At 67.1% G+C, this 21697-nt stretch carries 16 protein-coding genes; 10 read left to right on the forward strand and 6 right to left on the reverse strand.

Translation table 11 applies throughout. From position 1 onward, the window contains the following. Positions 1 to 3: 3 nt before the first annotated feature. Entirely contained in the window at positions 4 to 801 is a 798-nt protein-coding gene (locus FHW97_RS10450; protein WP_171793320.1) for an SDR family NAD(P)-dependent oxidoreductase, read from the reverse strand. Between the two features lie 139 nt (positions 802 to 940). On the opposite strand from FHW97_RS10450, the gene FHW97_RS10455 reads away from it, so the two are divergent. From FHW97_RS10455 to FHW97_RS10485, 7 genes are all read left to right on the forward strand, one after another. Continuing rightward, positions 941 to 1624: a response regulator transcription factor gene (locus FHW97_RS10455; protein WP_171798897.1), complete on the forward strand. Its 684-nt coding sequence runs from the start codon at positions 941 to 943 to the stop codon at positions 1622 to 1624. Beyond that, complete coding sequence (locus FHW97_RS10460; protein ID WP_370525352.1) at positions 1621 to 2994, forward strand: ATP-binding protein; 1374 nt, start codon at positions 1621 to 1623, stop codon at positions 2992 to 2994. The genes FHW97_RS10455 and FHW97_RS10460 overlap by 4 nt, the downstream gene beginning before the upstream one ends. Before the next feature lie 265 nt (positions 2995 to 3259). After that, positions 3260 to 3958, forward strand: coding sequence for a phosphatase PAP2 family protein (locus FHW97_RS10465; RefSeq protein WP_171798898.1), 699 nt, complete (start codon positions 3260 to 3262; stop codon positions 3956 to 3958). Between the two features lie 41 nt (positions 3959 to 3999). After that, positions 4000 to 6390: a TonB-dependent receptor gene (locus FHW97_RS10470; protein ID WP_171798899.1), complete on the forward strand. Its 2391-nt coding sequence runs from the start codon at positions 4000 to 4002 to the stop codon at positions 6388 to 6390. Positions 6391 to 6565: 175 nt separating this feature from the next. After that, on the forward strand, positions 6566 to 7963 hold the full coding sequence (locus FHW97_RS10475) for a TolC family protein (protein ID WP_370525351.1): 1398 nt from the start codon (positions 6566 to 6568) through the stop codon (positions 7961 to 7963). Continuing rightward, on the forward strand, positions 7954 to 8958 hold the full coding sequence (locus tag FHW97_RS10480) for a hypothetical protein (protein ID WP_171798901.1): 1005 nt from the start codon (positions 7954 to 7956) through the stop codon (positions 8956 to 8958). The genes FHW97_RS10475 and FHW97_RS10480 overlap by 10 nt, the downstream gene beginning before the upstream one ends. After that, the gene (locus FHW97_RS10485) at positions 8958 to 12062 is read left to right on the forward strand and encodes an efflux RND transporter permease subunit (RefSeq protein ID WP_171798902.1); all 3105 of its coding nucleotides are present in this window, start codon (positions 8958 to 8960) and stop codon (positions 12060 to 12062) included. The genes FHW97_RS10480 and FHW97_RS10485 overlap by 1 nt, the downstream gene beginning before the upstream one ends. Here FHW97_RS10485 and FHW97_RS10490 read toward each other — a convergent pair. Beyond that, positions 12028 to 13194: a lactonase family protein gene (locus FHW97_RS10490; protein WP_216647715.1), complete on the reverse strand. Its 1167-nt coding sequence runs from the start codon at positions 13192 to 13194 to the stop codon at positions 12028 to 12030. The two genes, FHW97_RS10485 and FHW97_RS10490, sit on opposite strands and share 35 nt — an antisense overlap. A gap of 260 nt (positions 13195 to 13454) precedes the next feature. Between FHW97_RS10490 and FHW97_RS10495 the strand changes: the two genes are divergently transcribed. Next, entirely contained in the window at positions 13455 to 14096 is a 642-nt protein-coding gene (locus FHW97_RS10495; RefSeq protein WP_084390801.1) for a hypothetical protein, read from the forward strand. 351 nt (positions 14097 to 14447) lie between these two features. Next, complete coding sequence (locus tag FHW97_RS10500) at positions 14448 to 15491, forward strand: glycoside hydrolase family 5 protein (RefSeq protein WP_253941711.1); 1044 nt, start codon at positions 14448 to 14450, stop codon at positions 15489 to 15491. 44 nt (positions 15492 to 15535) lie between these two features. Here FHW97_RS10500 and FHW97_RS10505 read toward each other — a convergent pair whose 3' ends face one another. From FHW97_RS10505 to FHW97_RS10520, 4 genes are read right to left on the reverse strand one after another with little or no spacing between them, the layout of a single operon-like run. After that, positions 15536 to 16948: a sugar porter family MFS transporter gene (locus FHW97_RS10505; RefSeq protein WP_171798903.1), complete on the reverse strand. Its 1413-nt coding sequence runs from the start codon at positions 16946 to 16948 to the stop codon at positions 15536 to 15538. 23 nt (positions 16949 to 16971) lie between these two features. After that, a complete protein-coding gene (locus FHW97_RS10510) occupies positions 16972 to 17886 on the reverse strand; it encodes an SMP-30/gluconolactonase/LRE family protein (RefSeq protein WP_216647716.1) in 915 nt (304 codons plus the stop codon). Further along, positions 17877 to 18671, reverse strand: a complete 795-nt coding sequence (locus FHW97_RS10515; protein WP_168352938.1) for an SDR family NAD(P)-dependent oxidoreductase — start codon at positions 18669 to 18671, stop codon at positions 17877 to 17879. The genes FHW97_RS10510 and FHW97_RS10515 overlap by 10 nt, the downstream gene beginning before the upstream one ends. Further along, positions 18668 to 19798: a fumarylacetoacetate hydrolase family protein gene (locus tag FHW97_RS10520; protein ID WP_171796733.1), complete on the reverse strand. Its 1131-nt coding sequence runs from the start codon at positions 19796 to 19798 to the stop codon at positions 18668 to 18670. The genes FHW97_RS10515 and FHW97_RS10520 overlap by 4 nt, the downstream gene beginning before the upstream one ends. A gap of 156 nt (positions 19799 to 19954) precedes the next feature. Between FHW97_RS10520 and FHW97_RS10525 the strand changes: the two genes are divergently transcribed. Continuing rightward, entirely contained in the window at positions 19955 to 21679 is a 1725-nt protein-coding gene (locus FHW97_RS10525) for a DUF5597 domain-containing protein (protein WP_171798904.1), read from the forward strand. The last annotated feature ends 18 nt before the right edge of the window (positions 21680 to 21697 follow it).

A 21697-nucleotide genomic window follows, 5' to 3' on the forward strand; every position in this document is an offset into this window, starting at 1 on the left:
GGCTCAGGCTCCCTGCGCAACGGTGAGCGACAGCGCGCCGTCGATGGTGACGGTGGTGCCGGTGATGTAATCGGCCTGCGGCGAGAGCAGGAACAGCACGAGATCGGCCACTTCCTCTGGCGTGCCGGCGCGGCCCCAGGGAATGGCCGCCTGCTTGCGCCGCAATTCATCCGGGTGATCGAGCGCGGACTGGTTCATCGGGGTCAGGATCATGCCTGGCGCCACGCCGTTGACCGCGATGGCCTTGGGCGCGAGTTCCAACGCCAGGGTCTTGGTCAATTGGGCCAGGCCCCCCTTGGCCGCGTCATAATCCACCCCGCCGGGACGCGGCGCGTTTTCGTGGATTGACGAGATGTTGACGATGCGCCCGCCGTGCGGCGGGGCGGCCGAAGCCAAGCCGCGCACCAGGCGCCGGCAGGTCAGGAACGGGCCATAGAGATCGGCGCGGATCAAGCGATCGAACTGGGCCAGCGCCATATCCTCGATCATCACCCCGGTCATGTTGAGGCCGGCGGAATTGACCAGCAGATTGACCGGGCCAAAGCGGCGCTCGGCCAGATCGAACAGGCGTTCCACCGCGTCTTCCTGCCCGACATCGGCAGCGATCGCGGCCGCCTGCCCACCGCCCTCGGCAATGGCGCCCACCACCGCATCGGCGGCATCGGCATCCTTGAAATAGGTCAGCACCACCGGCACGCCGGCCTTGCCCAGCTTGAGCGCGGTGGCCCGGCCAATACCGGATTCCCCTCCGGTCACGATGGCGACGGAGGCGGGGCGAAAAGACGGTGTGGGGGAGGTCATGCGCCAGATAACGCAGCAAAACATGATCGGTGCCGGGCATTTGGCGTTGACCGGCGGGGATCGCGCGCAATCGTTCGATTGTCGTCATACCACGGCAACATTCCCGCCCTAGGTCACGCCTTTTCCATGGGGGGTGGCGATGCATTGCCTGGTGGTGGAAGACGATCCGGTAATTGCCGCGCACGTGCTCGACGGCTTGTGTGCGGCGGGGCGATCGGCCGATCATGCCGCGACCGGGCGTGCTGCGCTGGAGCGGCTGTCACACGGGCGCTATGACGCCGTGGTGCTTGATCGCATGTTGCCCGATCTGGGCGGGCTGGAGGTGTTGAGCGCGATGCGTGCGGCCGGAGAGGCGCGGCCGCCGGTGCTGGTGCTGAGCGCGCTTGGCTCCCTGGCCGACCGGATCGAGGGGCTGGAAGCGGGCGGAGACGATTACCTGGCCAAACCCTTTGCCATGGAAGAACTGCTCGCCCGCCTCAATGCCATCACGCGGCGGCGACCAGGCCCGGCCGAGGCGGCGCGCCTGGCCGTGGGGCGGCTGGAACTCGATCCCTCGCGCCATAGCGCGGCGTTCGCCGGGCAACAGGCGCTGCTCAACCGCAAGCTCTATTCGCTGCTGGCCCACATGATGCGCCATGCCGACAAGGTAGTGACGCGCGACATGCTGCTCGAACATGTCTGGGGATATGCCTTTGCGCCCACCACCAACATCGTCGAAAGCAACATGAGCCGGCTGCGCACCCGCCTGCTCGACCTGGGCATCGATCCGATCGAGACGCAGCGCGGGCATGGCTATGTGCTGCGCAGCGGGCTGTGCACGTGATCGCCGGCAGCATCGCTTCCGCACGCGGCGGGCGCGCGGCGGCGTTCCCACTGGGTATGGGCCGCCTGGCAATCCAGTTCGGCGCGCTGTTTGCGCTGGCCATGCTGGCGATGGGGCTGGTGGTCTTTGCCGTGGCACAACAGCGCATTGCCCGGCGGATCGATGACGCGCTGGAATACCACAGCAGCAAGTACCTGGCGCCGGAGAACGGCCAGTCGGTGAACGCCGCGATCGTCGCCGCGCGGATCGAGGCGTGGCAGCAGCAGAAGGCGCTGAGCGAGCGCACCTATATCCTGTTTGCCGCCGATGGCCGCCTCTTGGCCGGGCGGCTGCGCATTCCGCCGCCGCCGCCGGGCTTTTCACCGGTGCGCTATGTCAGCCGCGCGCATGTGGTGCACAAGGGGCGGGCGCTGGCCACGCGGCTGCCCGATGGCGCGCTGTTCGTGGTGGTGCAGCACAGCGAGGCGGCCGAAAGCCTGCAGGCGATCCTGCCTGGCGTGATCGTGGCGATCTTTGCCAGTGCGCTATTGGCGGGGCTCGCCGCGACGATGCTGTTTGCCCGGCAGACCGCGCTGCGCCTGGCGGAAACCCAGGCCGCAGCCGATGCCATCGCGCGCGGCGATCTTTCCCGCCGCATTGCCACCGATCGGCTTGATGGCATGTTTGCCCAGCAGGCGGCCAGCCTTAACCGCATGCTCGATCGCATGGAGGAACTGGTCAACGCGCAGCGCCAGTTTTCCAGCGCCCTGGCGCACGATCTTCGCACGCCGCTGACCCGGCTGCGCGGCCTGCTGGCCGCGGCCAATGCCACTGCCGATACCGATGCGCTGGTCGAGCGGGCAGAGCGCGAGTGCGCCTCGGTCATCGCCATTTTCGATGCGCTGCTGCGCCTGGCCGAGCTGGAATCGGGTCGCCATCCCACTGCCGTCGCCCCGCTCGACCTGGGTGCCTTGGTGGCCGACGTGGCCGAAACGATGGAGCCGGTGCTGGCCGATCACGGCGGCGCGCTGCGCCTGGGACGGGTGGACTCATCGGTGGTGCGGGCCGATGCCGGGCTGGTCAACCAGTTGCTGGTCAACCTGCTTGAAAACGTGGCGACGCACACCCCGCCGGGCACCACGGCCACGCTGCGGGTGGAGCAGCGCGCGGAAGGCGCGATGGTGATCCTGGCCGACGATGGCCCCGGCCTGGCCCCGGAGGATCGCAGCCGCGTGGTGCGCCCGTTCGAACGCGGCCCGGAAACTGCCGGCCGGCGCGGCAGCGGGCTGGGCCTGTCGATCGCCCAAGCCATCGTGCGCTTTCACGGCGGCACGCTGGCCCTGGCCGACAATGCGCCGGGGCTGGAAGTGCGGATGATGTTTCCTGGGTGATTGCGGCGTTTGCGTTAGGTTTCCACCACCCCCAACCCCCTCCTCTAAAGAGGATGGGGCTTAAAGTGGCTCTCCCCCTCCTCTTCAGAGGAGGGGGTCGGGGGGTGGTGCGAACCCTGACACCCACGCTCCAAAACATTCTCAATTTGCAATGTTGCGGGCAAATCATGCCAGGTGCGGAACTTGTCGCACAAATGTCATGGACGGTGCCTAGCGGGTCGGCAGGCGCAACGGGAATGGCCCGGCGCCCATGGGGTTTCACACGATGCGATTCTTCCGGTCTGTGGCCGCGCTGGCGGCTGCCTGCATGGTCGTGCCTGCGGCCCACGCGGCCGATCATGCCGATCCCGCGCCGCGCTGGCTTTCGGCAACGACGTTTGCGCCCGACCATGCCTTTGCCCCGCCGCCCGCGCCCGGCTCGCTGGAGGAAAAGCTCGATCTCGATCGCCTGCGCGCGCTGATCGCGGCGTCTTCGCCCGCGCGGATCACCCAGGCCGATTGGGATGGCGAGCACAAGGAGCCGGCGATCTTTGACAAGGCGTTGGGCAGGGACATTGCCACGCTGCCCCACACCCTGGCGCTGGCCAACCTAGTGCAGGACGAAGTGGAGCGCGTGGTCGCTGCTGCCAAGCACCATTTCCACCGCGCCCGTCCGTTCATGGTCGATCCCGCGCTGCCGCATTGCGGCAAAGGCGAACAGGCGCTCAAGGCCTATCCCAGCGGGCATTCCGCCTTTGCCTGGTCGGTCGCCTGGACCCTGGCGCAGCTCGCGCCCGACCGCGCTGCCGCACTGATGGCCAAGGCGCAGGATTACACGCTGAGCCGCGAGATCTGCGGCGTGCACTTTGCCACCGACGTAGAGGCCGCCCACGGCATGGCGACCGCCGCCGCGCAGGCGCTGCTTTCCGATCCCCGCCTTGCCCCGATGGTTGCGGCTGCCCGCGCCGAGTGGCCGGCGCACTGACACCCGATCCCCTTCTTCCTGATGATAAATTGAGGAACATCATGATCAAGCACCCCTTGCGCGCCGCCCTGCTGGCCGCCTCCAGCCTGCTCGCCTGCACGGCCCACGCTGCCGATGCCCCTGCCACTGCTGCCGCAGAAGCGGCCCCGGCCGCATCCGATCCGCAATCAACCACCGCCAACCAGGCCGGCCAGGCCAACGACGCGCAGTCGCTCACCTCGTCCGACATCATCGTGACCGGAAGCCGCGCCGCGCAAGTGGCGCCGATCACCGCCTCGCTCACCACCACGCAGCCGCAGGCCGCGGTCAGCCGCGAATTCATCGACAACGCCAACGCCGCGTCGGATTTCAACCAGCTGATCGCGCTGACCCCCAGCGTGAGCATTTCGGGCAGCAACAACGGCACCGGCTTTACCGAAACCAAGGCGACGATCCGCGGCTTCCAGGATGGCGATTACAACGTCACCTATGACTCGATCCCGTTTGCCGACACCAACAACCCGACGCACCATTCCACCGCGTTCTTCCCCACCACCACGATCGAAACCGTGGTGGTCGATCGCGGCCCGGGCAACGCCAGCCAACTGGGCCAGGCCACCTATGGCGGCAACATCAACATGTATTCGCGCGCGGTAAGCGACCAGATGGGCGGCCAGGTCCAGGGCCTGCTCGGCAACTGGAATACTTTCATCGGCCGCGCCGAATTCCAGAGCGGCGCGATCGACAAGCTGGGCGGCGCCAAGTTCGTGGTCGCTGGCCAGTTCCTGCGTTCGGACGGCGCGCTGACCAATTCGCCGGTCAATTCCAAGAACCTGTTCGCCAAGGCGGTGATCCCGATCGGCACGGCCAACACGCTGACGCTGCTCAGCACGTGGAACCGCAACTTCTATTACCAGTCTGATCTGCAGAAGGGCGCCACCTGTGGCACCGGCGGCACGGCGCTGGCCGCCGGCACGCAGCTGACCGCCGACAACTGCACGCCCACCTCGCAGATCGGGCAATATGGCCTCAACTATGGCCTGGGCAGTGATCCGACCAAGCAGGATTACTGGAAGTACAACCGTACCGACAAGACCACCGATTTCTCGTACATCCGCCTGCAGAGCAAGCTGGCGCCCGGCCTGTCGATGGACAACCGCGCCTATATGTATGGCTATACCAACAACACGCTGTCGGGGAACACCGGCTCGGTTCTGGCGCTGAGCGGCGCTGGCACGGTGGCTTCGCCCTACAAGACCACGACGGTGGCGGGCGATATTCCGGGGTACTACAAGCTCAACAAGTATCGCGTGCTGGGTTATATCGGCCAGGTCAACTATGATTTCGCGCTCGGCAAGATCCGCGTGGGCGGCTGGTACGAACACGCCGATACCGACCGCGCGCGGTTTGACCTCGATCGCACCACCGGCATGCCCTCGTACAATGAAAAGTTTGCGCCGGTAACCGGCGTCGGCACGCTGCCCAGCGCGGCCTATGCCAACATCAACTACCTGCAATATTCCAAGTGGAACCAGTACCAACTCTTTGCCGAGTTCGAGTTCCACCCGATCGAGGCGCTGTCGATCACGCCCGGTGTGAAATACGTGCACTTCAACCGTTCGATCAGCGGGCCGGTCAACCAGAAGAGCCGCAACCCGATCGACACGGCCGCGACCTGGACCAAGACGCTGCCGTTCGCTACGATCAACTGGCAGGCCAAGGAGAACTGGTCGTTCTACGGCCAGTATGCGCAAGGCATGTATGTGCCTGACCTGTCGAGCTTCTACACGCCGTCGGGCACCTCGACCGACCAGGCCGTGCAGCAGCAGAACCTGGCCAAGCTGCAACCGCAGACCTCCACCAACTATCAGGTCGGCACGGTGTGGCACGGCAGCCACGTCTCGGTTGACGTCGATGGCTATATCATCAACGTCAACAACAAGATCGCCGCCGATACCTCTACCGGGGCGCCCTCCAACGCGCTCGTCAATATCGGCCAGGTCCGCTACAAGGGTGTGGAAGGCCAGGTCAGCTTCGTGCCCGTCACCGGCCTGACGCTGTTTGCCAATGGTTCGTACAACTATGCCCATTCGGTCACGAGCGGGGCACAGATCGCCAGCGCGCCGTTCTCCACTGCCGCGCTGGGTGCGTTCTACAACCACAACGGCACGCGCGTATCGTTCAGCCAGAAGTTCACCGGCCCGCAATACGCCACCGAAGCGACCGCTGGCGCCACTGGCCCACGCAGCTATCGCATTGCGCCCTATGGCGTGGGCGAGTTTGCCATCAGCCAGATGATCGCCAACCGCTTCCGCATCGGCGCCACGGTGTCGAACGTGTTCAACAACCGCGCGATCACCTCGATCGCCAATGGCAAGACCTATGGCGTGGACGACCAGTTCCAGTTCCTGGCGCCGCGCTCATTCATGGTGGATGCGCGCATCACGTTCTGATCGGGCCAATGTTGCGCAATGGTCACTTTTCTTGAAGCGGCAGGGCGGTTACGCCTTGTTGCTACGGAATGGCAGACATTGCGTGAGGCTTCTCACCACCCCCAACCCCCTCCTCTTCAGAGGAGGGGGTTGGGGGTGGTGCTGGGCCATGCGCGACATACGAAAAGCGAAACCAGTGAGGCGCAGACTATCCATCACCGCTGCCTTGCTCACCGCCACGGCCGGCTGCGCGCCGGTGCCGCCCGCGCCGGTCAACCTGACGGCCCGCAGCGCAGCGCGGGTTACAACACAGCTTGAAGAGCCAAAGCTGCGCCAGATCGCCCAAGGCATTGCCCCTGCCGCGCCGCATATGGCCGATGGCCTCGACCGGCTCGACCTCTTCGCCGCGATCCTGGCGCAAGACCCGCGCGTGGCCGAAGCGCGCGCGGCGGTGCTTTCCGCCCAGCGCGATGCCCGCGCCGCGCACAAGGTGGCCGCGCCCACGTTCACGCTGTCGAGCGAATATGCCAACGATCCCAGCACATCTTCCCCGTGGCTGCTGGGCGGATCGGTCAACCTGCCGCTCGATATCGGCGGGCGGCGATCGGCGCGCCTGGCCAAAGCCGACCTGGCCGTGCTGGTGGCGCGGCAGGATCTGGCCGAAATGGTCTGGTCGGAACGCGTGGCGCTGCAGCGCGGCTTGATCGATGCCATGGCCGGGGCCGAGCAAGTGCGGCTGGGCACCGACATCCTGGCGCTGCGCGATCGACAGCTGGCCGTGCTGGAAGACCGCGCGCGGCGCGGGGAGATCGCCAGTCTTGACCTCTATCCCTATCGCGCGGCCCGGGCGGCGGCGCTGCGCACGCTCAATGATGCGCACGCACGGGCCGCTGGCGGGCGCGCGGCCGTGGCCGGCGTGCTGGGCGTGCCAGTCAGTGCGCTTGATGGTAAAGCGCTGCTGTGGAACGATTTCACCGAGCCCCAGGCCAACCTGCCGGCGCTGTCGGCGGCGGAGCGGGCAAGGGCGATTGCCGCGCGCGCCGATGTGCTGCGCGCGCTCGCCAGCTATGACCAGGCCGAGGCTGACCTGCGCGCGCAAGTGGCGCAGCGCTATCCCGCCGTCAGCCTGGGGCCGGGCTATACCTGGGAGCGTGGGCTGGTGAAGCTGCCGTTCGCGCTCAACCTTTCGCTGCCCTCGTGGGACTTGAACCGCGCTGCCATTGCCGCAGCTGAAGCGCACCGTGCCCAGGCCGGCGCCACGATCGAGACCACGCTGGCCAACGCCCAGGCCGCGATCGAGGCGGCGCAGACCGAGCGCACGGCCGCGCAAGGCGCGCTCGCCCGACTGCGCGGGGAAGAGCTGCCCGCCACGGCCCGCGCGGCGGACAAGGCCAACCTGCAGTTGAAACTCGGCGCGATCGGCACGGCCGATTGGGCCGCCGCACAGATTGCCGCGCAGGAAGCGCAACTGGCTCAGGTCGACGCGCTTACCCGCGTGCGCAGCGCCGATCTTGCCCTGGAAGACGCGCTGCGGCGCCCGCTTGATGGACCCGAAACGATGATCGACCCCGCACTGGTGCAGCCATGGCTCTAGGTCGCGGCGCCTTTTCCGCGCTGCTGCTGGGCATTGCCCTGGGCGCGTTGGGCGGGTGGGGCTATGCCCATTTCGCGGCGCCCGATGGCGGTGATGCGCCCCACGCGGCGCCGGCCGCACCCGCCAACACGACGGGCGCACTCGTGGTGGACGATGCCACGCGCCGGCGCGCCGGGATCGTGACCGCAGCGCTTGCCACCACGACGCAGAGCCAGGGCGAAACCGGCTATGCCCGCGCGCTCGATCTGGGCCCGCTGGCCGCTATCGGGGCAGAAATCGACAGCGCGCGGGCGGCCGCGTCCGCCTCTGCCAGGGAGGCCGCGCGTCTGGCCGCATTGGCGGGGGCCGATGCCGGCGCCGCGCAGCGCGAGGTGGAAAGCGCGCGCGCCCAGGCCCGCGCCGACGCCGCCCGCCTCAACCTGGCGTGCCAGCGCGTGACTTTTGAATTCGGGGCTGGCCTGTCGCACCTGGGCTGCGGCGCGGCCGAGGCACTGGCGCGGCAGGCCAGCCGGGGCGAGGTCGCGATCCTGCGCCTCGATTTCCCCGCTGGCGCGCCGCCTGCGGGGGCCATGGTGCAGATCGACCTGGCGCCAAGCGCCGCGCAGGTGCGCGTGCTTGGCCCGGCCGCAGCGGGGGACACCCAGTTGCAAAGCGGCGGCGCGCTGGCGCTGCTGACCGGCCCGCAAGCGCCGCGCATCGGCGTGGGCCGCATTCTGGCGGCCACCACCTCGGCCACCGGGCCGGTGCGGCAGGGCGTGATCGTGCCGCGCAGCGCGATCGTGCGCACCGATGCCGGCCTGTTCGTGTGGCGCGCCACTAGCCCCGATCGCTTTGAACGCGTGCCGCTGGAAGACGGTCGCGCCCTGGCACCCGGCTGGTTCGTGCCGATCGGGCGCCTGCACGGCGGCGATCAGGTGGTCGTCGCCGGCGCCGGCACGCTGCTCGGCCTGGATCACGCCGCGCCGCAGCCCTCGGCCGACGGCGGGGACGATTGATGCTGTCGGCGCTGGTCAGGCAATCGCTGCGCCATCCCTGGCTCGTGCTGCTGGGCGCGGTGGTGCTGCTGGCGCTGGGCGTGACCACGCTGCGCAGCGCAGCCTATGACGTGTTTCCCGAATTCGTGCCGCCCCAGGCCAGCGTGCAGACCGAGGCACCGGGCCTTTCGCCGCAACAGGTGGAAATGCTGGTCACCCGCCCGCTCGAGGCGGTGATCAACGGCGCCAATGGCGTGGAGACGGTGCGCTCGCAATCGATCCAGGGCCTGTCGGTAATCGACATCACCTTCCGCGAGGGCAACGACGCCTATCGCGCGCGCCAGCAGGTTTCCGAAGCACTGGCCGATGCGATTCCGCGCCTGCCGCCCGGCGTCGATACCCCGCGCCTGACGCCGCTGGTGTCGTCCACGATGGACCTGCTCAAGATCGGCTTGGTGTCCCAGCGCCTGTCGCCGATGCAGCTGCGCGATCTGGCGGAATGGACGATCAAGCCGCGCCTGCTTTCGGTGCCGGGCGTGGCGCGGGCCAACGTGTTTGGCGGGGAACAGCGCCGCATCGAGGTCCGCGCCGATCCCGCCCGCCTGCTCGCGCGCGGCATCACCTTTGCCGATCTGGGCCAGGCAGTGAGCGCGGCGGTCAATGTCAACGGCGGCGGCTTTGCCGATACGCCCAACCAGCGCATCCTGGTCGATCCCGGCCCCAGCGCCACCACCGGCGCGCAGATTGCCGCTGCCGTGTTGACCACTGGCCCGGGCGGAACCGTGCGCATCGGCGATGTCGCGCAAGTGGCGGACGCCGCTGCGCCGCCGGTGGGCGATGCGCTGATCATGGGCAAGCCCGGCGTGCTGATGACGCTGTCGAGCCAGTATGGCGCCAACACGCTCGACACCACGCGCGCGCTCGAACGGGCGATCGATGACCTCGCCCCCGCCTTGCGCGCGCAGGGCGTGACACTTTACCCGGCGCTGCATCGCCCGGCCAACTTCGTCGAAGTGGCGCTTTCGGGCATCACCGTCGATCTCGCGATCGGCGCGGTGATGGTCTTTGTCGTGCTGCTGGTATTCCTGCGCGATGTGCGCGTGGTGATGATCGCGTTCGTGTCGATCCCGCTGTCGCTGCTGGCTGCGCTGATCGTGCTCGATCGCACGGGGCAGACCATCAATACGATGACACTGGGAGGCCTGGCCGTGGCGCTGGGCGTGGTGATCGATGACGCCATCGTCGATATCGAGAATATCGTGCGCCGGCTGCGCGGCGTGACGGACGAGGCCGACCGCCGCGCGATCATCGCCGCCGCCTCGATCGAGGTGCGCGCGCCGGTGGTCCATGCCACGTTCGTCCTGGCGCTGACCATGCTGCCGGTTATCCTGTTGACCGGCCTGCAAGGCGCATTCTTCGCGCCGCTGGGCCTGGCGTTCCTGCTCGCCACGATGGCCTCGCTGGTGGTCGCGCTGTCGGTAACGCCGGCGCTGGCGCTGATGCTATTGCGCGGGCGCAACCCGGTGGCCGAACCGGCGCTGCTCGAACGGTTCAAGAACTGGCACGAAAGGCTGATGCGCCGGCTTTGCGCGCGGCCCGGCGTGGCCGCGGGGGCGATTGCGACGCTGGGCGCGCTTGCACTCGTCGGAACGCTGTCGTTCGGCAGCGAGCTTTTGCCCACGTTTCGCGAGCGGCACTATGTCTTGCAGGGGAGCGGGCCGCCGGGCGCCTCGCTCGCCTGGATGCGCGGCACCGGGGAAGAGCTGTCGCGCCGCCTGCTCGCCATTCCCGAAGTCTTGAGTGTGGAAGAACAGATCGGCCGCGCCGAAGCCGGGGAGGATACCTGGCCGCCGAGCCAGGGCGAGTTCCATTTGCGCCTGAAATCGGTGGGCGGGCGCGGCGAAGACGCTGCCCTCGCTGAAATTCGCGCCGCCCTGGCCGCCACCCCGGCCTTGCAGGGCGAAGTGACGACATTCCTGGGTGACCGCATCAGCGAAAGTCTCTCGGGCGAAACCGCCGCCATCGCGATCAGCGTGCAGGGGACCGATCTCGACACTCTGGATCGCACCGGGGCCACGATTGCCGCGGCGCTGCGCGGCGTGCCCGGCGCCACCGATGTGACGATGAAGGCTGCACCCGGCACGCCGATGCTGGGGGTTACGCTCGATCCGGCACGCATGGCGCTGCATGGCGTGACCGCGGCCGATGCTGGCGATGCCATTCGCGCCACCTTCGCCGGGCAGACGGTGGGCCAGGTCGTGCTGGCCGATCGCGCGATCGATGTTGCCGTCACGCTGCCGCCAGACTTGCGCCGCGATCCCGAGGCCTTGGGCGACACACTGGTGCGCGCCTCGGCCGGCGGGGCCAGCGGCGGCGCGGTGCGCCTCGCTGATATCGCCACGATCTCACCGGGGGAGGCGCGCGCGCTGATCGCCCATGAGGGCGGGCTGCGTCGGCAGATTGTCACGGCCAATGTCGTGCCCGGCCATGCCGTGGCCGATGTGGTCAAGGCCGCGCAAGGCCGCATCGCCCGCGATGTGGCCTTGCCGCCCGGCGTGTTCCTGTCCTGGGCGGGCACGGCCGAAGGTGCGGCTGCGGCGCAGCGCCAGTTGCTCGCGCATGTCGCGCTGGCCGGCGTGGCGATGGTGGCGCTGTTGATCCTGGCCTTTGGCGGGGTGCGGCCGGCCTTGCTGATCCTGGCGGGGATGCCGCCGGCAATGGCCGGTGGCGTGCTGGCCGTGGCGCTGACCGGGGGCGTGGTTTCGCTGGGCGCGCTGGTTGGCTTTATCGCGCTGTTCGGGATTTCGGCGCGCAATGCCATCCTGCTGGTCGCCCATGTCGATCAACTGGTGCTGGGCGAAGGGCGCCCATGGACGCTCGACACTCTGCTGGAAGCGACGCGCGAGCGGGTGACGCCGATCCTGCTCACCGCGCTGGTCACCGCCTTTGCCCTGCTGCCCGTGGCGATCGAGACCGGCCAATCCGGCCGCGAGATCCAGGGACCGATGGCCGTGGTGATCCTGGGCGGGCTGGCCACCTCGCTGCTGCTGACCCTGCTGCTTTTGCCCGCGCTAGTGTGGCGCTGGCGTTTCAGCGCAGGAACAACAGCGCCGACGGCTGACTGAACGCCACCGTCTGGACCTTTTCGCCGATCACCCCGGTCTGCGGATCGCGGCGGAACACGACAATGGCATCGCTGCCTTGGTTGCCCACCAGCACGAAGCGCCCGTCGGGCGAAAAGGTGAATTCGCGCGGCTGCACGCCATCGACCGCGTGGCGATCCACCTGGCGCAGGCTGCCATCGGCCGGGTCGATCGCAAAGCTGACCAGCACGTTGTCAGTGCCGCGATCGGTTACAGCCAGAAAGCGGCCATCGGGCGAGAGATGCAGCGCAGCAGCGCCTACCTTGCCGGCAAAGCCGGGCGGGGTGAGCGGGATCACCTTGCGCAGGGTAAGATGCCCATCGGCATGATCGAGCACGGCCACCGCGCCGGCCATTTCCAGCGTGACATAGGCCTGCCGCCCACCGGGGGCAAAGACCATGTGGCGCGGCCCCGAACCCGGCGGCAGGGCCAGGAACGGCTGCCCCGGCAGCGCGCTGAGCGGATGCTCGGCATGCGCCGCGTCATAGCGGTAGATCTGGATGCGATCGGCGCCCAGATCCTGGGCAAACACAAACTGGCCATCCGGCGACGAGACCACCGAGTGAACATGAGGCGAGGCCTGGCGATCGACGTCGACCATGCTGGCGCGGTGGGTCTTGACCTGCACCACTGGCGCCAGGCGGCCATCGGCGAGGACCGGGACCACGGCCAGCGTGCCGCCCGGATCGGCCGAAACCGAATAGTTGGCAATGAACAGGAAACGGCCATCGCGGCTGAGGCTGGCGTGGGTGGGTTCTGCACCCAGTGACCCGACGCGGTTGAGGAACGCGAGGCGCCCGCTGCGCGGATCGACGCGATAGGCCGATGCCCGGCCAACCGGATCGGGCTGGCCGTCGCTGTTTTCGTTCACCGCATAGAGGTGGTGCTTGTCTGCCGAAAGCGTCAGCCACGACGGATTGCTCGCCGGCATGACCTGCTGCGGCCGTGCGGCGATATGGCCGGTGCGGGCATCGAAATCATAGACGGCAATGCCTTGGCCGCCCCCGCCGGTATAGCCACCGACCAGCAGCGGTTCGGCCCCGGCCGCACCGGGAACGAGCAGCGCTGCAACCATCGCGGTCGCCAGGCTTTGCGCCAAGACCTTGAAACCCATATCCGCGCTGCCCTCTATCGAAACCAAACCGATCGCGGACTGGCCGCTACGCCGGCCGCCGTCAAGGGCGCAGCAGGTCAGGCGCCCAGTTTGGCTGCGCGGCCACCATGTTTGGCAGCAGCGCGCCCCGCGAAGCGCCACGACTGACACTTTACCCAGGCGCTTGGGTAAAGTGTCACCACTGGCTAATCGACATGGGCCCGGCCGCGCGTGCATCCAGGGGATTCACAAGGGCGGCGGTTTGTGCTTGAAATGTTCGCATGTTTCAGCCCGATCTCTTTGCCTCGGAGCCTGCCACGTCGCTGCCGCCCTCACGGGCCGGACGGCGGCCAAGGCGTGCGCTGGCGGGGAAGGGCGCGCCCGTGGCTGGGCCGGATGGCGGCGCCGATGCGGCGCGGGTCCAGCCGCCGCATGACATCGATCTGCCGGCCGTACTGGAAAAGCTGGCCGAAGTATCCACCCGGCCGCGCTATACCTTCATGGTACTGAATCTGATTGCCCGAGCCGCCGGCACGTCAGACAGCGCCGGCCCCTATGTGCGCGAAGGGGGCCAGGCCATTCCCGTGCGCGACTGGTTGAGCGATGCCCTGATCCCGATGGCACAGCGTGATGCCCGGCGGCGCGCGGTGGTGGAAGAAGTGCGCGCACAACTGGCGCGGAAAGGGACATTGCCGGCTGATCCGGCGCAGGCCGAACAGGCCATCGCTACCGAATTGCGGGATCGGCTGCGCCATTCCGGGCGAACCAATGTCAGCCGTGCAGTGTCCGATCTGGTGCGCGCAGGGCTGATCCGGCGGCATTATCAGGGCTATTGCGTCGACCATGAAAACCGCGGCGCGCAGCGCGAAGCGGTTTATACTATTATACCAGCGGTCAAACGCGCGCTTGGCCACGCGGCCTGAACCACCAACACCTGATTGACGCGTGCTGCAGACAAAAAAATGGCCAGCCCGAAGGCTGGCCTTTGAAAGTTTGGGAGAGGATGCCTGAAAGGCCCGTTCCAAATGGGTGATTTCAGCATATTCCGCAAGTGCGAAACAGGCCAGTGCGGTTGCACGGCATGCAACTGACCAAAAGCTCCATTTAACATAACCTTTATTATGGAACTTGCGGCGCGCGCTATGTCATGTGGCACCGGCCTGACTTTGCCACATAATCCTTTGCCGTCACAGGCTTGGCACGCCATAGCTGGCACTGCAAACCCGCCGACCGGCCACGTGGCCGCTGTCCAGCGATGATGGAGGCGAATGACGATGCCTGCAATGCCTCGCTTTCCTGCGCCGATGCGCCAGGCTCTCGCCACGCTGCTGCTCGCCGGTGCCGCGCTTGTCCCGCACATCGCCATGGCCCGCAAGCCGGCCAGCCTGCCGATAGCCACCTGCATCAACCTGGGCAACCACCTGGACATGGCCCATGGCGGGGAAATTCAGCACAATCGCCTTGGCCCGGCCGATTTCGTACGGATCAAGGCAGCCGGTTTCGACACGGTGCGCCTGCCGGTCAATTGGTCGAGCCACAGCCTGGTAACGCCGCCCTACACGATTGATCCGGCGTGGTTTGTGCGGGTGGACCAGGTGGTGGATGGCGCCCTGCACGCCGGGCTCAAAGTCATTCTCAACAGCCACAATTTCGAGGCGATCAACACCGATCCGGTTGGCGCCCAACCGTGGTTTACTGCCGTCTGGCAGCAGATCGCCGATCACTATGCCAACCGCTCGCGCCAGACGCTGTGGTTCGAGATCGAGAACGAACCCAAGGATGCGCTCGACAACGCCAACCTGGTGGCCACGTTTGCGCCGGCGCTGGCAGCTATTCGCCGCCACAATCCCAATCGCCCGGTGATCATCGGCGGCGAGAAATGGAGCAATATCACCTCGCTCGCCACGCTGAACCTGCCCGATGATCCGCAGGTCTGGCCCACGTTCCACTATTACGAACCCTTTGCCTTCACCCACCAGGGCGCCACCTGGGTGTCGCCCTCCCCGCCGCTGGGCCGCGTCTATGGCACGCCGGTCGATCTTGCCCGGCTGCCGGTGGATGTGCAGCGGATCAAGGCCTATGTCGCGCGCACCGGCAAGATCCCGCTGATGGGCGAAACCGGTGCGTTCGAATCCATTCCCACAGATCAGCGCATCGCCTATTACCGCAGCGTTTTCAAAACGTTCCGCCCGCTGGGCGTGCCGATCTGCGTCTGGGCCTATACCAACACGTTTCCGTTTTTCGATTCCCACAAGGGGCAATGGATTCCCGGCCTGCGCGGCGCGATCGGTCTGCAGGAAACCAGCCCCAAGCGCTGACCGGGCCTGCTCCACATGGCGGAAACAGGCCCGGCGCGCGGCAATCAGCCTTGCATCTGTTCGAGCTCCACGCCCTTGGTTTCGTTGACCATGGCGCGCACGAAGAAGAACGACACGGCCGCCGCCGCCGCATAGAACGAATAGGTGACCGCCAGGCCCGGCGACACGACCAGCGCCGGGAAGCTGACGGAAATGGCGGCGTTGGCGATCCATTGGGCAAAGCCCGAAACCGCCAGGCCCGAACCACGGATCTGGTTGGGGAACATTTCACCCAGCATGACCCACATGATCGGTCCCCAGCTCATGTTGAAGAACACGACATAGGCATTGGCGGCCAGCAGTGCGATCACGCCATTGTTGCCCGGCAGCGACACCGCGCCACCGGCGCCATGCACCGCCGTCGAAAACGCCCAGGCAACGATCCCCAGCGTCACCGCCATGCCGGCCGAGCCGGTGAGCAGCAGCGGCTTGCGCCCGATGCGATCGACCAGCAGCAGCGTGGCGAGGCAGCCCGCGATGGACACCACGCCCGAAATGATGTTGGTTTGCAGCGCATAGCTTTCGGAAAAGCCCACGGCCTGCCACAGCGTGGCGCCATAATAGAACACCACGTTGATGCCGACCAGCTGCTGGAACACGGCCAGGCCGATGCCCGTCCACACGATCGGACGGATGCGCCCGGTGGCGCGGTCGATCAGGTCAGAAAGCTTGGGACGGTGGTGGTCTGCTGCCAGGCTCTGGCGGATTTCGGCAACGGTGCGGGTGGCACTGGCGGCGCCGAGCAGGCGGGTGAGCACGGCATGCGCGCCAGCTTCCTCGTCCTTGGCCACCAGATAGCGCGGGCTCTCCGGAATGCCCATGAGCGCGAGGAAATAGATCGCCGCCGGCAGCGCCTGCAGCCAGAACATCCAGCGCCACGCCGGCTGCCCGGCCCATAGGATCGCCGTGGATTCTCCCGCAACATGCGCCAGGATATAGTTGACGATAAAGGCGCCGGTCAGCCCGGTGATGATCATCACCTGCTGCACGCTCGACAGGCGCCCGCGCACGTTGGCGGGCACCACTTCGGAAATATAGACCGGCGAAATCACGCTGGCCGCGCCCACGCCCAGCCCGCCGATCACCCGTGCGATGATGAAGATGAGCGAAGAGCCGGCAGCCCCGGCGAGGATCGCGCTGGCCAGAAACAGCACTGCCGCCAGCTTCATCACGCCGCGCCGGCCGATGTTGTCGGCCAGGCGCCCGGCCCCGAATGCGCCGATCGAAGAGCCGACGAGAATGGCGCCGACATTGACACCGATGCCCACCTTGCCCAGTTCGAACGCAGCCTCCAGGCCCTTTTGCGTGCCGTTGATCACCCCGGAATCATAGCCGAACATGAAGCCGCCGATCGTGGCCACCGCCACGATGGCGCCGATCAGGCGCATGTTGACCGCGCCTGGTGCCAAATCGTTCATCCTGTCCTCTCCCATATGTCTTTTTATACCCGCGCGAGATGGGCCGGTAAGCCGGCCACCCCGGGATCGAAGGCGAAGAGCGCACCCGCCAATGGCTGGGCTGCGCGCTCTGCCGTGCTCAGGCCCTTGGTTGCCGTGGTGGCATAGGCGGTGCGCAGATCCGGGCCACCGAACGCAACCTTGGTCACGTTGGCCACGGGAAATGGCACGATGCCGATCAATTTCCCCGCCGGGTCATAGCGGCGCACGGCCCAACCGGCGAAGAGGCCCACCCACAGGCAGCCTTGCGCGTCCACCACCGGTCCATCCGGATAGCCGGCGCCGTCCTCGATTTGCGCGAACAGGCGGGTGCCGGTCACGCGCCCGTCGTGCACCGTGCTCGCCCAGATGCGCCGGCCCAGCGTATCGTGGTGGTAGAGCGTGTGCCCATCGGGCGAAAAGGCGGGCCCATTGGTGATCGAAACCGGCGGCAGCCCGCTATCGTTGCAGCCATCTTGATCGAGGCGATAGATCCGCCCGCTTTCGTCGGTTTCGGCATCGTCCATCGAGCCCAGCCACACCGCGCCATCGGCCGCGACCGTGGCATCGTTGAGGCGGTTGCCCGGCAGATGCGCCTCGGGCGCGCAGAGCAGGGTAAAGGCGCCGCTTGCCGGATCGAAGCGGTGCACGCCGGTTTGCAGGCCGGCCAGCAGCGTGCCATCGGCGCAGGGCAACACCCAGCCCACTTGCGCGGGCGCCGGCCACGTGGCGGTTTCACCGCTTGCCGGGACAAAGCGATGGATCGCCGGCGCCTTGATATCGACGAACCACAGCGCGCCTTCGTGCGCGGCCCATACCGGGCCTTCACCCAGCGTGGCCGCCAGTGGCCACACCGCCTGCGGCGTCGCCCCGGCGATGACCGGGATATGGGCCGGAACGTGCGCTGCGCTCAGCGCCATCCGGCGTCGACCCAGTATTCGTGCCCGGTGATCAGGCGCGCATCGTCAGAGGCCAGGAACAGCGCCAGCGCCGCCACATCGGCCGGCATCAGCCGCCCATCAAGGCATTGCGAGGCCACGATCTCGGCCTCACCCTCGGGCGTATACCACTGTTCCTGGCGCGGAGTCTTGACGTTGCCGGGAATGATCGCGGTCACGCGGATGTTGTCGCGGCCCAGCTCGCGCGCCAGGCCACGGGTCAATCCCTCGATCGCTGCTTTCGCCGTCTGGTAGATCACCAGATCGGGCAGGCCCAGGTGCCAGCTGATCGACCCGAGGTTGATCACGGCACCGCCACCGGCGCGCTTCATCGCCGGCACGGCGGCCTGGGTCACGAAGAACTGGTGCTTGAGGTTCACCGCCATCCGCTCGTCCCAATAGGCGGGCGAAACCTCGTCCACGGCATGGCGATCATCGTTGGCGGCGTTGTTGATCACCACGTCGATCCCGCCCAACTGCGCCTCTACCTGCGCCATCATCGCGGCGATCGCATCGGCATCGCGCAAGTCGCAGGGCAGGAACAGCGGCGCGGGCGCGGCGCTGTTGCCCAGCCGCGCTGCCACGGCCTCGCCCTGCTCCTGTGCGATGTCGCAGAACGCTACATGTGCGCCCTGGGCCACGAAGGCTTCGACCAGGCCTTCCCCGATGCCGCTGCTGCCACCGCTGATAAACACGCGCTTGCCCGCCAGGCTCGGATAGATCGCGCGCTGGGATGCACCGTTGAGCGCGCCGTTGGCGCCGCTCATGCCGCGCGCCCCAGCAGGCCGCGCTGCGCCAGGTTGGCATAAAACGCGGTGATGCCCATGGTCCAGGGCGCGGCCTGCGGACAGGTGACCACGGTATTGACCAGCTTGCCCAGGCGCGGGGTGGCGATCGTCACCACATCGCCCACCTTGTGGGTAAAGCCGCGGCCGGGATCGTCGCGATCCTGCACCGGGGCAAACAGCGTGCCCAGGAACAGGCAGAAACCATCGGGATAGTGATGTTCGCTCAAGGTCTGGCGCACCAGGTCGAGCGGATCGCGGCTGATCTGGTTCATACTGGAATGGCCTTCCAGGCGATAGCCATCGGTACCTTCGATCAGCAGGTCCACTTCGGCCTGGCGCACATCGTCGAGCGTGAAGCCGGCGTCGAACAGGCGCACCAGCGGCCCGAGCGAGCACGAGGCGTTGTTGTCCTTGGCCTTGCCCAGCAAGAGTGCGCTGCGCCCTTCGATATCGCGCAGGTTCACGTCATTGCCCAGCGTGGCGCCCACCACCGTGCCGGCAGCATTGACCAGCAGGACCACTTCGGGTTCGGGATTGTTCCAGGTCGAATCGCTGCGCACGCCGATTTCGGCCAGCGGGCCAACGGTCGCGAGAACCGGCGCCTTGGTAAATACCTCGGCATAGGGCCCGATCGCCACTTCCAGGTATTGCGACCACAGGCCATCCTCGATCAGCAGCGCCTTGAGCGCCTCGGCCTCGGCCGAGCCGGGCACGACCGAGCGGATCGAGCCGCCAACGCGGTCTTCGATGCGGGCGCGGATTTCCTGCGCCTTGCCAGCATCGCCGCGCGCGCGCTCTTCGATCACGCGTTCCAGGGTGGAGGTGGCGAAAGTCACCCCGCAGGCTTTCACGCACTGCAGGTCGATCGGGCTGAGCAGCGGCAGCGCCAGCGAATCGAGCCGGCCGAGCGCCACCCCGGCGCTGGCGTCGAGCGGCAGCATGTCGACGAGCTGGGCAACGGTGGGCGCCACGCCGGCCATGTCATAGGCCACGCCCTGTTCCACCAGAATCGGGCTTGGCCCGGCCGCGGTTTCCACCCGCCCGAGGAATCGCCCGGATTCCCAGTCTGCCGGCAGCAGCGCTGCGATGGATGACACCCCGTCCATTTCCTTCTCCCCAACCCTCGGGCAATCGTTGACAAATTCTGATAGCGCTACCATCATGCAATGCGGCTCGCTGTCAAGTGGTTTTGAATTGGCACGGCAAAGAACACGGCCGGTCCGCCCTGGGCCAGAGCCGAACTTACCAACAGGGAGAAGACGATGCTTTGTGTTGTGCCCAACAGCCAAACGGAAATTCGGCCTCGCCGGCGCGCGGCCAAGACCCTGATCGCGGCCCTGGCCAGCCTGATGGCGCCGATGGCGGCGCACGCGCAAGGCGCTGCTTCGCCGGCCGCCGCCCCCCTTCCCCGCATAGAGCGCACGGCAAAGGGCGCCATGCTGATGGTCGATGGCGCGCCGTTCCTGATGCTGGGCGCCCAGGCCAACAATTCCAGCAACTATCCCGAGCCGCTCAAGAAAGTGTGGCCCACGATCGATGCCATGGGCGCCAACACGCTGGAAATCCCGGTCGCCTGGGAGCAGATCGAGCCGCGCGAGGGACAGTTCGACTTTTCCTGGGTCGATCATGTCGTGGGGGAGGCGCGCAAGCATGACAAGCGCCTGATCCTGCTGTGGTTTGCCACGTGGAAGAACACTGCGCCGGCCTATGCCCCGGAATGGGTCAAGCTCGATCCCAAGCGCTTTCCCCATATGCTCACGGCCAAGGGCGATGTGCACTATGCGATGAGCCCGCTGGGCAGCGAAACGCTCAAGGCCGATACCCGCGCTTTTACCGCGCTGATGCACCACATCGCCCAGATCGACCCGCAGAACACCGTCATCATGATGCAGGTGGAAAACGAGGTCGGCAGCTATGGCAACGTGCGCGACTTTTCGCCGATGGCGCAAAAGCTGTTTGCCGGCCCGGCGCCGCAGGCCCTGCTCAAGCACTATGGCAAGCCGGCTGGATCGAGCTGGGCCCAGGCCTTTGGCAGCGATGCCGACGAATATTTCCAGGCGTGGTATGTCGCCAGCTATCTCAATACCGTGGCCAAGGCCGGCAAAGCGGAAAAGAACCTGCCGATGTACGCCAATGCCGCGCTCGCATCGGCATTTGGCCGACAGAGCGCGACGACCTATTCCAGCGGCGGACCGGTGCACCACGTGATCGATATCTACAAGGTGGCCGCGCCCGCGCTCGATCTGGTGGCGCCCGATATCTATAACCGCGACGAAAAGGCGGTGCACGCCTATCTCGATCTCTATGACCGGCCAGACAACCCGTTGATGGTCCCCGAAATCGGCAACGACGCGGAATATGCGCGCTTTTTCTGGGACGCGCTGGGCAAGGGCACGATCGGCTATTCCCCGTTCGGGATGGACCAGACCGGCTATTACAACTTTCCGCTGGGCGCCAAGGGGATCGACGACACGATCAACGGCTTTGCCCGCATCTATCACCTGTTTGCCCCGATGCAGGCGGTCTGGGCCAAGGCGGCGGCGCAAGGACTGGTGCACGCGGCCAGCGAACCGGCCGATCCGGCGGCGGGCCACAAGCGCGAACTGCTGATCGGCCGCTACAAGGCGACGCTGGGCTTTGGCCAGGATGCGTTTGGTTTCGATCCGCCGCGCGGCAATCCGCATCCCACCGGCGGCGCGGCCATTGCCCAGCTTGGCCCGGATGAATTCCTGATCACCGGGTTCGATACCCGCGTCACGCTCAACCTCGCCACGCCCGCGCCCGGCGAAACGCTAACCCTGCTGCGTGCCGAGGAAGGGCATTACGCCCCGGACGGCAAGGGCGGGCAGACCTGGGTGTTCGATCGGGTGTGGAACGGTGATCAGATTGACTATGGCTTCAACTTCACCAGCATCGGCCAGGTGCTCAAGGTGCGCTATGCGCGGATGAAAGGCACCGGCGTGATCGCAGCCGGCGCCGAGCATTGAGGCAGGCGGCCGGCCACA

The organism is Novosphingobium sp. SG754 (assembly GCF_013149315.1).
Lineage (GTDB): Bacteria > Pseudomonadota > Alphaproteobacteria > Sphingomonadales > Sphingomonadaceae > Novosphingobium > Novosphingobium capsulatum.